The organism is Sporosarcina beigongshangi (genome assembly GCF_033485195.1).
Taxonomy (GTDB): Bacteria; Bacillota; Bacilli; order Bacillales_A; family Planococcaceae; genus Sporosarcina; species Sporosarcina beigongshangi.
Window position 1 is genome coordinate 142283 of sequence record NZ_JAWLIR010000004.1, and the last position, 17032, is coordinate 159314.

12 protein-coding genes are annotated in these 17032 nt (G+C 43.2%); 11 read left to right on the forward strand and 1 reads right to left on the reverse strand.

From position 1 onward, the window contains the following. Positions 1-115 precede the first annotated feature (115 nt). From cbpB to R2B77_RS03100, 11 genes are all read left to right on the forward strand, one after another. Complete coding sequence (cbpB, locus tag R2B77_RS03050) at positions 116-556, forward strand: cyclic-di-AMP-binding protein CbpB (protein WP_322555644.1); 441 nt, start codon at positions 116-118, stop codon at positions 554-556. A 116-nt stretch (positions 557-672) separates the two neighbouring features. Continuing rightward, the gene (locus tag R2B77_RS03055; RefSeq protein ID WP_212391143.1) at positions 673-2118 is read left to right on the forward strand and encodes an MDR family MFS transporter; all 1446 of its coding nucleotides are present in this window, start codon (positions 673-675) and stop codon (positions 2116-2118) included. Further along, a complete protein-coding gene (locus R2B77_RS03060) occupies positions 2099-2989 on the forward strand; it encodes a LysR family transcriptional regulator (protein WP_203246063.1) in 891 nt (296 codons plus the stop codon). Before R2B77_RS03055 ends, R2B77_RS03060 begins: the two co-directional genes overlap by 20 nt. Before the next feature lie 90 nt (positions 2990-3079). Beyond that, entirely contained in the window at positions 3080-5515 is a 2436-nt protein-coding gene (locus R2B77_RS03065) for a hypothetical protein (protein ID WP_203246064.1), read from the forward strand. Next, the gene (locus R2B77_RS03070; RefSeq protein ID WP_203246065.1) at positions 5512-6441 is read left to right on the forward strand and encodes an ABC transporter ATP-binding protein; all 930 of its coding nucleotides are present in this window, start codon (positions 5512-5514) and stop codon (positions 6439-6441) included. Before R2B77_RS03065 ends, R2B77_RS03070 begins: the two co-directional genes overlap by 4 nt. A gap of 2 nt (positions 6442-6443) precedes the next feature. Next, positions 6444-7295: an ABC transporter permease gene (locus R2B77_RS03075; RefSeq protein ID WP_203246066.1), complete on the forward strand. Its 852-nt coding sequence runs from the start codon at positions 6444-6446 to the stop codon at positions 7293-7295. A gap of 18 nt (positions 7296-7313) precedes the next feature. Then, a complete protein-coding gene (locus R2B77_RS03080; RefSeq protein WP_203246067.1) occupies positions 7314-8720 on the forward strand; it encodes a hypothetical protein in 1407 nt (468 codons plus the stop codon). 36 nt (positions 8721-8756) lie between these two features. Next, positions 8757-9782, forward strand: a complete 1026-nt coding sequence (locus R2B77_RS03085; RefSeq protein WP_203246068.1) for an AAA family ATPase — start codon at positions 8757-8759, stop codon at positions 9780-9782. Continuing rightward, entirely contained in the window at positions 9782-10654 is an 873-nt protein-coding gene (locus tag R2B77_RS03090; protein WP_203246069.1) for a DUF58 domain-containing protein, read from the forward strand. The genes R2B77_RS03085 and R2B77_RS03090 overlap by 1 nt, the downstream gene beginning before the upstream one ends. A gap of 12 nt (positions 10655-10666) precedes the next feature. Beyond that, positions 10667-12430 (forward strand): vWA domain-containing protein, encoded by a 1764-nt coding sequence (locus tag R2B77_RS03095; RefSeq protein WP_203246070.1) that lies wholly within the window; start codon positions 10667-10669, stop codon positions 12428-12430. After that, positions 12414-15011: a VWA domain-containing protein gene (locus R2B77_RS03100; RefSeq protein ID WP_203246071.1), complete on the forward strand. Its 2598-nt coding sequence runs from the start codon at positions 12414-12416 to the stop codon at positions 15009-15011. Before R2B77_RS03095 ends, R2B77_RS03100 begins: the two co-directional genes overlap by 17 nt. 43 nt (positions 15012-15054) lie before the next feature. Here the strand turns inward: R2B77_RS03100 and R2B77_RS03105 are convergent, their stop codons facing one another. Next, positions 15055-16257, reverse strand: coding sequence for an MFS transporter (locus tag R2B77_RS03105; RefSeq protein ID WP_203246072.1), 1203 nt, complete (start codon positions 16255-16257; stop codon positions 15055-15057). Positions 16258-17032: the final 775 nt, after the last annotated feature.

The following is a 17032-nucleotide window of genomic DNA, read 5'->3' on the forward strand; positions in this document are numbered from 1 at the left end:
TAGACGCAATCATGCATTGGTGTAATTGATTATAGGGTCTGCGTAGCTTTTTTATGATATGATAGATATGTAGCTTCTATCATGAACAACAGGGCTACAGAGGGAGCTGATTTACGTGATTTCTGTAAATAACAGGGATTTTCTCTTTACACCGATTGCAGATTACATTATTTCATCTGAGAAGGTAGCACATGTACAACTTGGTAATAATGCAGAGCATGCATTGCTTGTCCTAACGAAAACAGGGTACTCGGCGATGCCGGTCCTTGATGCGAAATATCATCTAAAGGGACTGCTTGGAATAGGGATGATTACGGATTCTATTTTAGGTATGGAGCGTATTGAATATGAACGTTTAGCCGATTTAAAAGTCGATACAATTATGCAGACTGATATTCCTTATATAAAGACGACTGATCGCTTCCAGAAAGGGTTAGATCTTCTGATCAATCACACTTTCCTTTGTGTAGTAGAGGAAGATGGAACGTTTGCAGGGATATTAACACGACGTGTTATTTTAAAGCAGTTTAAAAAATATATCTATTCTGTTGAATAAGTGTACAGAAGGAAATGAAAGGCTCCGTGGATGGAGCCTTTTTCTGATTGAGAGGAGCATAAGGAGCTGTGAGTAAAAGTAAAATAACAAATCGCCCATTGGTACTACTATCCGTTATGTTGGCAATGTTTGTAGGTGCTGTTGAGGCTACAATCGTAACGACAGCCATGCCAGTAATTGCGGCTGATTTAGGTGGTTTTTCAAGATATAGTTGGATATTCTCTGCTTATTTATTAATGAGTACGGTTACAGTCCTAATCTATGGAAAATTGGCGGATTTATTTGGCAGGAAACCGATACTTTTTATTGGTTTAACGATTTTTTTAATAGGTTCCATTCTTTGCGGTTTTGCTGTGTCAATGGAGCAATTAATTGTATTTCGATTGATTCAAGGTTTTGGTGCAGGTGCCGTTATGCCGATTGCCACGACGATTGTTGGTGATATTTATACAACCGAAGAGCGTGCGAAAGTTCAAGGTTATTTATCGAGTGTGTGGGGCATTTCTGCAGTGTCAGGTCCAGTCATTGGCGGGCTGATTGTGCAATATATGAATTGGAAATTCGTTTTCTGGGTCAATGTACCACTTGGTATTTTAGCAATGCTTGGTATTTTACTATTCCTTCATGAGCCGAAACGACAGCAAAAGGTATTTATTGATTATAAGGGGGCTGCACTGCTTACCTTGTCCATATCCGCTATTTTATTTTGGCTGAGTGAAGGGGGGCAGTCGTTTAGCTGGCTCTCCTTAACAAGCACCATCCTCATCATTGGAGGGCTTGTCTTATTCATGGTATTCATTAAGGTGGAAAAGCAGGCAGAAGATCCAATGATTCCATTTGCTATTTGGAAAAATCCTATTATTCTTTATGCAAATTTGGTGTCATTGACATCAGGTGTTATTTTGATAGGGATATCCTCTTACTTGCCAACCTTTGTTACAGGGGTGATGGAGCAGCCGGCGATTATCGCTGGCTTTACATTGACTGCAATGTCCATCGGCTGGCCAATTGCATCTTCTGTTGCAGGCCATTTGTTAATCCGTCATGGGACGTTTACAGTGTCATTTTTTGGCGGACTATCGCTCATCTTAGGTGCGTTGCTGTTTGTATTAATGGATGCTGGATCGGGTCCATGGTGGGCTGCTGGCGCAAGCTTTTTTGTCGGTATTGGCATGGGGTTGACGAGCACTTCATTCATTGTCACGATACAAGGCGCTGTTCCTCATGAACGTCGAGGATCTGCAACTGCTGCTAATATGTTCATGCGCAATTTTGGCAATACGATTGGGGCAGCACTTTTTGGTGCTGTCTTAAATGGTTCGCTGATGATTCGTTTTATGAATGAAAAATCAACTATGGGATTGGAAGATGTCAATCTGTTACTGACAGATGAAAATAGAGCAATGTTGTCAAAAGATCAGCTATTTATATTACAGGATGCATTGGATAATTCTTTACAATGGGTGTATATCGCGGTTGCGGCTTTTGCAGTCGTCAGTTTTCTGCTTATATTACGGATTCCACGTGGGAAGGGGTTATTACATGACAACGACAGAACTTGAAATTATAAAAGCACTTGCCGAGGAAGGCAATATGCGGAAAGCGGCGGAGCGCTTATTTTTATCCCAGCCAGCATTATCCCAACGCTTGCAAACGATTGAAAAAGAGTGGGGAACATTATTATTTATCCGTTCGCAAAAAGGGCTTGAGCCGACGCCAGCAGGAGAGTTAGTCATTGCGCATGCGCGGGAAACAATTTTGAAAAAGGAAGAAACGTTTGCGATGATTGCTTCGATGGCGGATAAGGTGCATGGGACATTGAAAATTGCCTGTGCGTCTATCATCGGACAAACGTGGCTGCCTCAAGTGTTAAAAGAATATGTTGAGATGTATCCTGACGCGAAAATTTCGCTGATGACAGGCTGGAGCTCTGAAATCGTTAAGGCTTTGTACGAAGGGGAAGCCCATGTTGGTATTGTACGTGGGCAAGTGGATTGGAAAAGTCATAAAACTTATTTGTTCCGCGACCATCTTTATCTTGTAGATCGCGAAATTACGTCTATTGACGAGTTAAAGGATACGGATCGACCATTTATCCAATTTAAGAGTGATTCAAATTATTTCATGGAAATCCAGCGCTGGTGGCAGCGCCATTTTCCGAAAAATCCAGGACGTCAAATTACCGTTGACCAAATAGAAACATGTAAGCAATTAGCGCTGAATGGGATTGGTTATGCTATTTTACCGTCTATAACATTGAGAGGCGATGAAGACGTCAATAAGATGCCGTTGCTGAATAGTGAAGAGGAGTTTGAATTGACACGTGATACGTGGCTAATTGGTTATGAGTCTTCATTTGCGTTAAAGCAGGTGGATGCCTTTGCTCAAATAGTTCAAACACATGCGGAAAGATTACGAAAGGATTACAAATAATACGAAAATACGGAACTTTGCTAGGTTTAGTTCGTACTAATAGAGAAGGAAGTAGGAATTGATAAACGGCTTAGATAGGGGGATATGACTATGTGGAAAAAGCTCATGCTGTTTATGTTGTTACTGATGGCAACGTTTTTTTTCATACCAACTGCGACTGCACTTGCGGCACCAGAATTGAAGGTCAGTGTGGCGTTTGGCCTTGATGGCAAAGCGAAGTATGGCAAAGGTGCGCCGGTCACTGTAACCATTGAAAATACAGGAACGGCTTTTAGTGGAGATATGGTGATCGATATGGAATATACTTACTCGATGGGAGCTGGAGAAGCGTTTCCACTGGAAATCGGTGCAGGTGAAACGAAGACGGTATCGTTTGTCAATGGAAAAATGAATGATAACGGTAATCCGTTTAATAGTCAATCAAGCAAAACAATCTTTTTCTATGAAGGTGGCTGGCAAAAAGGAAAAGAAATTAAGCACAAAGGTTCACAGCATATCCCGGCTATATTGCAAAATGCGGATAATACGTTTGCCGTTTTGTTTACCGACAATGTAGATCGGTTAACGGCATTGAAAAAGGTTAGACATGGCGCTTCAACGACATTGGTTTCGGTGGATGCTGCTAAAATTTCGGAGAAAACGAAGTTTCCAGAAGAGGCAGTAGGATGGGAAGCCGCCAATTATATCATCATTGATGAATATCCATTGGCAGATTTATCGTCGAAGCAACAACAGGCGCTGCTTGGATGGGTGCGTACAGGTGGAATTTTAATTATGGGTGGGTCTGATAATAGCCGGGCTGAAGCAGGTTTATTTGCCGAATATTTACCATTAAAGTTCAACGGTCAGAAGGAAATGAATGCTGCAGTTTTAAATAATTGGGCAGCAACAGAAGGTATTGAAGGAATAGTTGCTTCTTATGAAACGGAACTAACTGAGCATGCAAACTCATTGTTGGAGGATGAGGGTAATGTGTTAATTGCCTATAAGAGGCTTGGTGACGGTGTTATTATACAAACCCCATTTTCTGTAGGGGATAGTCCGTTGGCAGAAATGGAAGGGATGACTGCATTTTGGAATACATTATTTGTAGCTGGAGAACGTGTGGCACCTAAAAGTACTTCTTCAACAAACTATTATTCCGACGAGCCAATGGAGGCAATCGTTTATTCAGTTGGTGATGTGAATGAGTTATTTCCATCTTTTAGAGTGTCGGCTCCAGTTATCTTAGGTATTATTATTTTGTATATGGTCCTGATTATTCCTGTTCTTTATTTTATCTTGAGAAGGAAGGATAAGCGAGAGTATACGTGGTGGATAATTCCTGCAATTGCAGTACTTACTTCGATAGCTATTTTTGCTTACGGAGCGAAAGATCGAATTGCTCGGGCACAAATTCAGCATACAGCGATGTTGAATGTGGCGTTGGATGGCAGTATGACAGGGTATTATGCGGAGTCTTTGCTGACGAATAGGTCAGGGAATTTTACATTTACAACCGCAGCAGAAACAACCTTGTTTGCATCGAACCGCGGAGATGACCTATTTGGTTCATCAACTTCAATACCTGTCCATAAACGTACAATGCTTGAAAAGGATACAGAGGGTTCAAGGGTACATCTTCGCAACGCAGGCTATTGGGATGTTGCGACGATTTATGGTCAAACGACAGTGGAGAATGTGGGTACCTTCGGTAATCAGTTGAAGGTTGTCGATAAACAATTGACAGGTACTGTGACGAATGATTTTCCGTTTGCTTTAACAGATGTCGTCATTTGGTCAGGTGTACAGCAAATTGCGCTCGGTGATTTAGGACCGGGAGAAACGGTTCAAGTGAATGAAACGTTGAAAACAAGTACGCTGTTACCTAGGCGTTCAATATTCAATTCGTATTCAACTCCATATATGAATCCTCAGCAAGGGCAGACGAATAATTTAACAAAGATGAGAAGAGATAGCATGTTAGCCTTTTCAGGGGAACATATGAATAAGGTGGGGAAACCAGCGATTATTGGTTATACGGATACGCAGATTGTTCCGATAGAGCTTGTGAACGGTAAGCCAACTGTCTCATCAATGACAATGGTCGCCCAGCCAATTGAAGTAGATGTATTGTTTTCTAGCGCTGTGACGGTCGAGCCAGAAATGATGGAGATGTCGGTTGTGTCTGAAACGACTTTGCATCGAGCGGAACAAGCGGGTTATGCTACCCCCGATTATTATTTCAATGAACCTGCTTACCTACAAACTTGGAAAATACCGGAAAAACTGCTAGCAATGAAGTTGAAATGGACATCACTTGAAGTGTGGAAAGTTCAACAACAATTGTATGAGGTCAGTATTTTAAATAGTAAAACGGGCGAATTTGAGCCACAGGATACGAGTAAATTTACGTTCACTGATAAGCTAGATGATTATATATCTTCCGACGGGACAATTGTTCTTCATTTAGCCGTGAAAAACATACAGCAAGGAAACATGGGACGCGTTCCGGAGCTCAAATTGAATGGCGAGGTGGCAAAATGATTGAAATTAAGGGCCTGACAAAGAAATATGGCAAGTTTTGTGCACTCGATGATTTGAATTTGACGCTATCAGAGGGAACTGTCTTCGGCTTTGTTGGGGCAAATGGAGCAGGAAAATCGACGACATTTCTTATTTTGGCAACTTTGCTACAGCCAACTGTAGGGGATGTATTCATCAATGGCGTCAGCGTGCGGGAAAAACCTGCCGAAGTGCGCAAGATGATTGGCTATATGCCGGACTTTTTCGGTGTGTACGATCAGCTAAAGGCAGATGAGTATCTAGACTTTTACGGAGCTAGTTATGGTATTCCAGAAGCAGAACGAAAGGTTCTTATTCCGCAATTGTTAGAGTTAGTCAATCTGTCACATAAGCGCTATGACTATGTCGATTTACTATCTCGGGGTATGAAGCAAAGGCTATGCCTGGCGCGAAGTCTTATCCATGATCCAAAAGTGCTTATTCTTGATGAACCGGCATCGGGTCTTGATCCACGTGCGCGTGTTGAAATGAGAGATATTTTGAAAACGTTGAAAAAGATGGGCAAAACGATTTTGATTTCTTCTCACATTTTACCTGAACTTGCGGAGATGTGTGATGAGATTGGTGTGATTGATAATGGACGGCTCATTGCACACGGCTCTGTTGCTGAAATTCAAGATAAGTTGCGTGGTGAGCGAGTGATTACGGTTCGTTTGGCGGGTGCGATGGAGCAGGCGATTGCCTTTTTCGAGGAAGACCCATTCATCTCTTCTATACAGACGTTGGATGGAGGGGCTGGTCTAACATTTGTTTATAAAGGAGCAGAACAAGATCAGGCGGGTCTGTTAAAAAGAGCGATTCTCCATGATATTCCACTCCTTTCTTTCATGGAGCATGTCACGAATTTAGAAGATGTGTTCATGGAAATTACGAAAGGAGATGAATAAGGATGAAAATGAGTTTTCATAATCCAGTACTGTTCAAAGAATTGAAGCTACGGTTTCGATCACCGAAAAGTTTTGTAGGCATTTTCTTCTATTTAGCGGCTATGTGTGTGTTTGTCTTCGGCTTTATCTTCACGACGATGAGTTTAACGGGTGTTTCCTATTTTAGACCGACTGAAAGTATGCTGTTGTTTGCTTTCTTGGCATTTATCCAACTCGGCTTGGTGTTATTCATCACGCCGGGCTTGACGGCTGGGGCGATTAGTAGTGAAAGGGAGAAACAGACATTACCCATTTTGTTAACAACTTCTCAAAGTTCGTTTCAAATTATATTGGGTAAACTTCTGTCATCTGTAGCTTTTTTAATGTTGCTAACAGTGGCTGCATTACCAGTTTATAGTTTAGTTTTTTTATTCGGTGGGATTTCGCCGATGGATTTTGTTCGCATATTCTTTTTTCTGTTTGTGACGCTTTTAGCCATTGGTAGTATAGGGATTCTGTTTTCGACACTCATTCGTAGAACGATTGTGTCGATGATTGCGACGTATGGCATGATGCTATTTTTATCAGTCGTCACTGGTTTTTTACTTATTATCGTGTTACAGGTGACAAGGTTAAATTTCACTGGGGTTGGTCCGTTACCAACATCTATTGTCGGGCATGTTCTGGCGTCCATCAATCCAGCGGTGCTTTTTGCTACTATACTATCACCAGCGATGGGAGAAAGTATAGCGGAAATGACACAGGTGAAATTTCCCGTTTGGATTGGTTATCTCATTTTTTACTTATCCATTACCGTTATATCACTTTGGTTAGCAGTGAAAAAATTAAGGGTTAATATGAAGCGCTTCAAATGATAATAAGGGGGTAGGCGAATGGCTGGGAAATCACTACTAACAAAGTATGTCCGTAAAGCGTTGACACGACTTCGTTTTGAAAGGGCTGTCCATACGTTACAAACAGGTTTGTTTATGGCTGTATTGTTCGCCTTACTTGTTGTTGCGGCTTCTAGATTGTTCGTGCTACCTCATTATGGACGATTCGCTTGGATTGTCGCAGTGATTACTGTCGCGGCAACAATTATTTTTATCATTTACAAACGTCTACGAAAAAGTGATGCCGTTCACAGGCTTGATAGTTATATGCCGGACAATCTACTAATTACTGCATTGGATGATAAAATCGGTGAAACGCATCTAGCTTCGGCGCTTATTGTCGCAGCGGAGTCGAAAATCTACCCGGCATTCGAAGGCTTTAAAAAGAGAAATAAGCAGTATTTCAATGTGAAGATGCTTGCGGGTATCGCGGTCGCATCAGGTTGCCTGGCAGTTCTACTTATTTTCCCTTCTGAAGCACAACTAGAGGCGAAAGCCGTTGTTAAAGAAAAAGAAGTGATTGAGGAAGTAAAGAAGGAAATAAAGGAATTGGTCAAAAAAGAGCCACTTCCTGAGGTGAAAAAAGAATTGCAGGACCTTGCGGAAAAATTACTAACTGCAGAACTTACTGAAGATGTATTGAAAGAGCTTGTCAAAAAACAGAAGGAGTTGCGTCTGAAAGAACAACGCCTTGCTGAGAAAAAAGAAGCCGCCGACAAGTCTGATAATCCTGCTGATGCTTTAACCGAGGTGGAAGAGCAAGAACTTAAGGAGCTTGGCAAGTTAGTGGATCAACTAGCCCAAAATCTAGGAAAAGCTCATAGCGCATTGAATCAGGTAGGAAAAGCACCAACATTACCAGCACTAGCAGGTGCAAATGCATCACCGTCAGCGACAGATGGTAAAGCAGGTACTGCAAGTGGTGAAGGTACAGGCGAGGCAACTGGCGGAGGCGAGGGACAAAGTCAAGGTGAAGGACAAGGACAGAGCCAAGGTCAAGGTCAAGGTCAGGGACAAGGTCAAGGACAGGGACAAGGACAGGGACAGGGGCAAGGGCAAGGACAAGGACAAGGACAAGGACAAGGACAAGGACAAGGACAAGGACAAGGACAAGGACAGGGTCAAGGGCAAGGACAAGGCCAAGGGTCAGGAGGGCGCAATTTGTTATCGGTTCCTTACAATCGTATTGGCGAAAAAGGTGACCCTTCGGTTGTAGGTGGCAATCTAGGTGAAGGTGATTTCATCGAAGAGCGTGAAGCGCAAGGACCAGTAGAGAAAGGGACCATTCGTCCTTATCAAGAGGTAGTTGGTGACTATAAAGATTCTTACTTAAAAAGTTCTGAGAAGATGAAGCTACCGCCAGATTTACAGCATATTCTTTCAGATTATTTTTCTTCGATTGAATGAACGTGGGAAAGAATAATATAGAATGGGAGTGCACATATGCCATTTACACCTGAGCAGTTTGAAGAGATGAGCGGGAAACTTGAAACGGTGAAAGAGGAAATTGGAAAGTTTATTGTCGGGCAGAAAGAAGCGGTTGAGTTTTCTCTTTATTCGATACTAGCAGATGGGCATGCATTGTTGGAAGGGCTACCGGGGCTTGGGAAGACGATGCTTATTCGAACAATTTCAGAAGTACTCGACCTATCATTTTCGCGGATCCAATTCACGCCGGATTTAATGCCAGCGGATATTACAGGAACAAGTATTTTGGAGCGGAATGAGCAAGGAATGCAGCGCTTTGCTTTTAAAGAGGGACCGATATTTAGCCAGATGGTTCTAGCGGATGAAATTAACCGTGCGACACCAAAAACGCAAAGTGCTTTACTGGAGGCGATGGGTGAGCAAACGGTGACAGTGCTTGGTGAAACACGAAAAATGGCGAAACCATTTTTTGTTCTTGCTACCCAAAACCCGATTGAAATGGAAGGGACATATCCACTGCCAGAAGCACAAATGGACCGATTTTTGTGTAAGATTTTATTACCCTATCCAGAAAAATCAGAGCTGAAGGAAATCGTTTTACGCACAACAGGACCGACAATGACCGCTATTCAAAAAGTGATGGATGCGGAAACGATTGTGCTGGCGCAGCAGATGGTAAAAGAAATTGTCATTGCAGATGAAATGATTGATTATGCAGTGGATTTGGTTGCAGCGACTCATAAAAATGCTGCTAACTCCATTGAGGCGGCATCTAGCACAACTGGTTCTGCAGATGATTGGTCGAAATACGTTCAATATGGCAGTGGACCGCGGGGGCTGCAGTCGATTATAAGGCTAGCCAAAGCGCGGGCGTTAATGGCTGGGCGTTTTCATGTATCCATCGCAGATATTAAAACAGTTGCTAAACCAGCATTGCGTCACCGTATTCTCATTAATTATGAAGGAGAAGCAGAGGGTGTCGATGTTGATGGACTGATTACGAAATTGCTTGAAGAAGTACGACAAGGGGCTTCTGTGTAATGAGTGGCGAATTGTTTCCTGACAGACTAGCGAAAAGGCTCGGTGCATTATCTATCGTTTCTAGATCTGGACGACTCGGACATCATAAAGGTACACACCGATCACGCAAGACAGGTTCATCACTCGACTTTTCTGATTTCAGAGAATACCACCCGGGCGATGATTTGCGTCATATCGATTGGAATGTTTATGCACGAACGGACAAGCCGTTCATCAAGCAATTTCTTGACGAGCAGGAGATGCGTATCCATGTACTCCTCGATTCCACCAAGTCGATGGGCGTAGATGGCAAATGGGATTATGCCCGTCAACTAGCCATTGCACTCGGACATATTGCGTTGAAAAGTGGCGATACGATGTCATTTTCGACGTGGTCAGATGAACAGGATTATTTTTATAGAAGAAAAGGTTCTATGCATCGGTCTTCGTTGACTAAATTTATAGCTTCAATTGGTAGCCCCAGCTCGACCGACCATTTCACTGATCGTGCATTACGGCATATTCCAAAGGCAGTGACGGTGCTGTTTATTATTACGGATGGGCTGGAAGAAACGACTAAGTGGGAACATTTATTCCGCCGTTTACCGGGGATTTGTGGAGATATCCGTATTTTGACGGTTCATTCACAACCTGAAGAAGCTCCTTCTTATGAAGGTGATGTCCGGTTGATTGACAGTGAGAGTGGTACAGGCGTCGAGGTAACGATGACGAGACGTGCCGTACAGGATTATTTGGCTATTAAGTTAGCACATGAAGCACAGCTAACTGCTCTAGCGGGTAAATTTGGAATACACTTAGTTCGTGCCGAGGTAGCCGATGGGGTTATGGAGACGGTGACGAAAAAAATACGCCATGCAGGTTGGCTGCGATAGGGAGACGACCACATGGGATTGAATCATATTATTAATAGTTGGACGATTATTTTTCCGTTGGTCGTCTTACTGTACTATTTCTTTCGAAAAAAATATGAAGTGACAACAATTTCTTCGACATTATTTTGGCGGCAATCCATGCGGGAAACGAAAGTATCACCGTATTTAAAAAACTTACAGCGTAATGCATTATTTTATCTCCAAATGGCTGCGTTGTTGCTGTTGGTTTTCATTTTACTTGGCCCTTTTTTGCCGAAAGAACAGGAAGTTGGAGGGCATACTATCCTGATCGTGGATACGTCTGCGAGTATGCTGGCAGGTAAGGGGCAAACACCGTTATTTGCACTGCAGCAGGAGGCTATGAAGGAGCTTGTCGCCAGTCGTTCGGGTGAGCCAATAACGATTGTGACGACGGGCAAGGAGCCGGCAATTGTTGTGCGGGAGCAAACGGACGAGGAAGTGCTACTCGTAGCTATCGACAAATTAGCAGTGTCCTATGAGCATGAACATATGGAGCGAGCGTTGGAATTTGCGCGGTCGATTGCTTCGGCGGGTGGAGCGGATATTCATATTTTCACAGATTCGTTGGATCGGGCGGCTTTTGCCGAGGGCGATAGTGACATTGCTTGGACCATTCACGGTTCAGAGGAAGAGCTCGTCAATGTTTCCATCAATAAATTTGGTGCAGTGAAAACGCCGCAAGGAACGGAAGCGATTGTGAAGATAATCAATGCATCTGGGGTCGAGCAAACCGGAGATATACAACTCACGAATCCTCTAACAGGTGAAGTGTTACTCGAAGAGAAATTTACTGTCGAAGCCGAAAAAGAGGCGTTGTTATCGTTTAAAGAACTGCCAGATAGCCAAGCGTTGCAAGCTGAAATTAGTGTGGCTGATGAATATAAGGAGGATAATACAGCGGCAATTTTACTAGGTACTGAAGTATCAGAGGCAGTTGTCGATGCGCAACTACATGAGTTGGTAAAACGAGCCTTTGAAGCAGTCGGTTTAATGGTTTCAACTGGTTCTGCTAAAGAATTAGTAGATGCGCAGGATAGCGCTATAAGTGTAACGAATGATGTTTCTTTACTAAAAAAAGGATCGAAGCCTGTCATTATTATTGGGCGTAACGATAAATCGACTACGCCGGTAGCAGGGGCTGTACAGAGCACTGCTGATCCACTGTTTACGATTGCAAATATCGATGATGTTTATGTGAGTGCACTCTATCCACCTTTTACATCGTATACGACGATTGCATCGGTGGGGGATCAGCCTTTTATCCAACGATCGAAGCGCGGAGATATTGTTGTACTAGCCGATATTGAATTGACGGATTGGCCTCTACATCCCTCGTTCCCGCTATTCATCTGGAGTGCAGCTGAACAGCTGCGTTCTGACACAGATACGTTAGGACTATTCGTGCCAAATGAACGAAAAGCAGTGTTGTCAGGTGGCAAGGCAGAAGGACTAGAAATCTATACCCCGCGGGATGAGTATGTCACGACATTTATTGATGGCTCGAATTTCATCGCTCCAGCACAACCAGGGATTTACAAATCAAGAGATGGCGAAACAGAAAAGTTGTTAGCTGTTCAGCTCGAACAATCTGAGAAGGAGCTTGTCGCCGGTGCATCGTACCGGATCGGACAAACGGCAGATGTTGAAGAGGCAGAAGAAGGTAAGCAGATGATTGGCTGGCTATTCATCATACCGCTGCTCCTATTATTGCTGATTGAATGGGAGGTGCAACGACGACGTGGATATCCGAATTGAAGAGCCGTTATGGCTATTATTACTTATACCGATTGCCTTCTATATGGCTTATACGTGGAAATCATCTGCTATGCGTTTTTTTAGCAAAGGCACTATCCTATTTGCTTTACGTTGTATGGCGATTACGGCACTAGTCCTTGCACTGACTGCACCTTATCTTACATTGCGTGCTAATGAAGAACAGATTTTATTTGTTGTAGACCGTTCTGTTTCAATTGCAGGGGCGAAGGATTTAGCGAATGAGTGGCTAGCAACCAGTTTAAAAGAGCGTAAAGAAAATCAGTCTGTCGGTCTGTATTCATTTGCCGAAACATTTCGGACAGATGTGCAATTGACAGCTAATCCACTAACCGTTCCAGTCATCGAGGAAATGGAGACGAAGGATGAGACGGATATAGCTAAGGCGCTAGATTTAGCGGCTGCGATTGCTCAAGAGCAACTAGCTACTCGAATTGTGCTGTTATCAGACGGATTGGAGACGCTCGGCTCAGTTGAGGAGCTATTGCCAAAGTATAGCGGTGGGGGACGTGTCACGATTGATACGTTGCTACTCGAACGACCAGGAGCCGCGGATGCATCTATTTCGATTTTTGATACGCCACGTACTGCTTATGAAGGGGAGAAGCAACTATTGCAAGTGGAAGTGGAATCTTCCACAAGGTCGGCAGGCGAGCTGTTTATTTATCAGAACGATAAGGAAATTATTCGCGAAACGGTGCTACTTGAACCAGGGAAGAATGCGCTGTCATTCCGCGCTTCGGCAACGGGTAGCGGATTATTGAAATATGAGGCGAAGCTCATTGTGCCAGATGATAGTTTCCTTGAGAATAATCGGATGCTGTCAATTACGATGATGGAGCAATCTCCGCGTGTGCTCGTTGTTCGGACAGAGCGCAGTCCATCTGTTATACCAAATATTCTTGACCAAAGTGTCATGGCTGTAGATGTTGTCGATGCAGAGCAATTGCCAGAAACGTTATCAGGTTATCTAGGCTACGGTGCTATTATTTTTGATAATGTGCCGGGGCATATGGTTGGAGAACATAAAATGACACTCATTGAGCAGGCAGTGAAAAACTTTGGGACAGGCTTCATGATGGTTGGTGGCGATGAAAGCTTTGGACTCGGTGGTTATTTCAAGTCGCCCATTGAGCGTTTGTTGCCTGTGGAGATGGAAGTGACAGGTAAAGAACAGCTTCCTTCACTCGGTTTAGTTATTGTATTGGATCGATCTGGTAGTATGGGGGGCACGAAAATTGTTTTAGCAAGAGAAGCCGCAGCTCGCTCTGTTGAGCTACTCCGCGATGATGATACTTTCGGGTTTACTGCTTTTGATGATCAAATATGGGAAGTCATTCCTGTCGATAAGCTAGGAGATAAAAAAGAAGCTATTGAACAGATTCTCTCAGTTCCAGCGGCAGGCGGGACGAATATTTTTCCCGGTGTACAAAAAGCGTATGAGGATTTAGCAGACTTAAAATTGCAGCGCAAACATATTATTTTATTAACGGATGGTCAATCAGCAATGCCTCCCGGCTATGAGGATGTGCTGGAGGAAGGCAAAAAGAATAATATTACGTTAACGACGGTTGCAATTGGTACAGATGCGGATTGGTCGTTGTTAGAAGAGCTTGCGGAAACGGGTGGCGGTCGTTTTTACGACGTAGTTGATGAATCGACGGTACCTGCTATTTTATCGCGAGAAACGTCTATGCTAACACGGACTTATATTGAAGATAATCCGTTTTATATGACGTTAGGGAATGTGCCGGAATGGACTAGCTTGTTCCAAGACGGCGTACCGCAAATCAATGCTTATATTGCGACGACTGCTAAAAGTACTGCGACCATTGTCGGGGAAAGTCATAAGGATGATCCTGTCATTGCAGAATGGATGTATGGATTAGGAAGAACGGTTGCGTTTACCTCTGATTCGACGGGCAAGTGGACGGGTGATTTGGCAAGGTGGGAAGGGTATGCAAACTTCTGGAATACGGCAGCGGCAAGACTATTACCGGCCTATGAAGAAGTCCCTTATATCATTACGCATGAACGTGGTGGCACGTATACGGTGACGGATAGCTCACGTCAGGCGGCATTTCTCGATATTGCCATTGTCGACGAGGATGGACAAGAAGTACCCTTCATCTCAGAACCACTCGCTCCGGGCAAAGTACGTGTCACTGTCGATGCTAAACCGGGATTAGTATTTTTCGGTGTCTCGGATGATAAAGGCGGTTTATTTGAAGCTGGGGTATCAGTGCCTTATAGCGATGAATATAAACCTCTAGCACCGGATGCAGCATTGATGACGAAAATTGCAGAACGGACAGGTGGAAAAGTGCTTGAACAACCTGGGGAAGCCTTCCGTCCTCAGTTATTTCAAAGTGGTGAGAAGAAGCCAATTGCGGAATGGTTAATTTTATCGGCAATGATTCTATTTTTCATTGACATCACTTTACGACGTTTTGGTATGTTTAAAGGATTTGGTACGAAACGGATTCGGGAAGTGGTTGTGGAAGAAAGTCCGACAGCGCAGGATAGTATTTCTGAATTGCTGAGGGCGAAAAAGAAGAGATAAGTAAAATGCCCATCTACCGTTATTTTCGGTGATGGGCATTTTGCTATTTTGTTCGCGTTTCTGCTAGTAAACTTTGATTGCGTTTTGCCCATGCAGCCGCGATGACAAAGGAGACGAGGAGGATCACCATACCGAGAATATAAGGGTAGATAATATTCTCATCGAAGATAACACCTGCAATCGCAGGTCCAACCATATTGCCTAAGCTCATATAGGCATTCATCATCCCGGCGGCAAAGCCTTGTTCTTGACCGGCTAGCTTTGAAATGAGCGTGTTGACGGCTGGTCGAAGCAGCGAGGTCGCGGTCGAGAAAATAGTGGAAACGAGTAAAATCGACCAGAACATATCGACAAAAATAATGCCTATGAGTGAAAAGGCAGCAATCACTAGATTGACAAGAATGACGCGCATTTCACCATAGCGTTTAAACAACGGATTGATAACAAATGTTTGGACAATGACGCCAACAAAGCCCCCTACTGTAATAAGTATGGCAATATCTGTCGGGGTATAACCATATTTTTGATCGACATACAATGCGATTGTTGACTGGAAATTGGCTAGTCCAAATGAAAAGACAAACATAACGATGAGCACGACAAAATAGGATGTCTTAGTAGAACGAACCAATTGTTGAAATAGATTTTCGCGTTTTCTTTTTACCGATGGATCGCCTTCTAGTACAGGTTTAGGATTCGGTAAGATTAATATGGAAAGTAGCGCCGCAAAGAGTGCTGCTCCTGTCGCGAAATAAAAAGGAAACTCTAAACTAATCTTAGAAAGAAATCCGCCGATTGCTGGGCCGATCATGAAGCCGAGTGACATAGAAGCCCCAAGTAGTCCCATACCTTTACCTCTGTTTTCCACAGTCGTAATATCGGCAACAAAAGCCATCATCGGAGGCACGATGAATGCCGCACCAAAGCCAGAAAAGAAGCGTGCCAGATAAAGCATCCATAATTCATTAGACAGTCCAAAGGCCAATTGGGAAAGCCCGAATATAATGAGTCCAATAATAATGATTTTTTTACGCCCGTGCTTATCGGACAAATCACCAGCGAAGGGTGAGAATATAAATTGTGCAAAAGAGAAAATGGCAATCATGAAGCCGAGTGCCTGCCCCGCAACACCGAATGTCGCTAAATACTCGGGCATAATGGGAATGATCAGTCCAATTCCTGCCATGGCAATAAACATATTAAACATTAAAATATATAGAGCAAAATTATTTGATTTTACTGCCATTCCTATCCCAACTTTCCGAAATGTTTCGTGTTACTAAAGTATCGTACCATAAACTGTATATGAACACACCATTAATAGATTTAGGATTGTGGGGGAGTAGAATAACAAAAAGCAGTGGACACACGAAGGCGCCAGCTGCTTTCCATTAATTCATCACTTCTGTAGATTAACCGCTGAATTATAATTACACCTAGCCAGCAAGAAATATAAAATGGCCTGTTTACTAGGCATTTCCGGTTTACTTTCGGCAATAGATGGACGACAGAATAACCGCAAGAATCGTGTTCCAGCAATGACTCCGTCATTACTGGAGCACCGTTCTCGATTATCCTATTGTACATCAATGCCTATCACAAACCTCCAATGCTCAAGTGAAAAGTGCAGGTACTTAGGAAGAAAAGAATAGATGACATTGTTAAAGTGTGTAAGTTCCCGAAGATACAATTTCGGGAACTATTGCACATTGAACAAAGCAGTTACTTCTTAATTTTGCGTAACATTTCTAAGAAAGCTATCGAATTTAAAATAAGAATGGGAAACAGGATGGAGATAGCGGTAGCCGCCAAAATTGCATCTTTGGCGGCTTTTATAAAGTTAGAATTCCTCTATTCTTTTATGCCCGAAAGCATTGGTGTTTTATGAAGTATTTCCTTTGGAGAGCGACGGATGAACGGCTGTCATACGATTGCCGAAAAGTTGATTGGGGATGTGACGCAGTCACATCCCCAATCATAAAAATAGGTCGGTTATTGTATAGTGGCCGTTCATTCCAAAG

Bases quoted from the DNA above. Each gene is read 5' to 3' on its own strand.
- R2B77_RS03065 (WP_203246064.1), top strand. From the start codon at position 3,080: ATGTGGAAAAAGCTCATGCTGTTTATGTTGTTACTGATGGCAACGTTT.
- R2B77_RS03075 (WP_203246066.1), top strand. From the start codon at position 6,444: ATGAAAATGAGTTTTCATAATCCAGTACTGTTCAAAGAATTGAAGCTA.
- R2B77_RS03060 (WP_203246063.1), top strand. From the start codon at position 2,099: ATGACAACGACAGAACTTGAAATTATAAAAGCACTTGCCGAGGAAGGC.
- R2B77_RS03095 (WP_203246070.1), top strand. From the start codon at position 10,667: ATGGGATTGAATCATATTATTAATAGTTGGACGATTATTTTTCCGTTG.
- R2B77_RS03055 (WP_212391143.1), top strand. From the start codon at position 673: ATGTTGGCAATGTTTGTAGGTGCTGTTGAGGCTACAATCGTAACGACA.
- R2B77_RS03070 (WP_203246065.1), top strand. From the start codon at position 5,512: ATGATTGAAATTAAGGGCCTGACAAAGAAATATGGCAAGTTTTGTGCA.
- R2B77_RS03105 (WP_203246072.1), bottom strand. From the start codon at position 16,257: ATGGCAGTAAAATCAAATAATTTTGCTCTATATATTTTAATGTTTAAT.
- R2B77_RS03090 (WP_203246069.1), top strand. From the start codon at position 9,782: ATGAGTGGCGAATTGTTTCCTGACAGACTAGCGAAAAGGCTCGGTGCA.
- R2B77_RS03080 (WP_203246067.1), top strand. From the start codon at position 7,314: ATGGCTGGGAAATCACTACTAACAAAGTATGTCCGTAAAGCGTTGACA.
- R2B77_RS03085 (WP_203246068.1), top strand. From the start codon at position 8,757: ATGCCATTTACACCTGAGCAGTTTGAAGAGATGAGCGGGAAACTTGAA.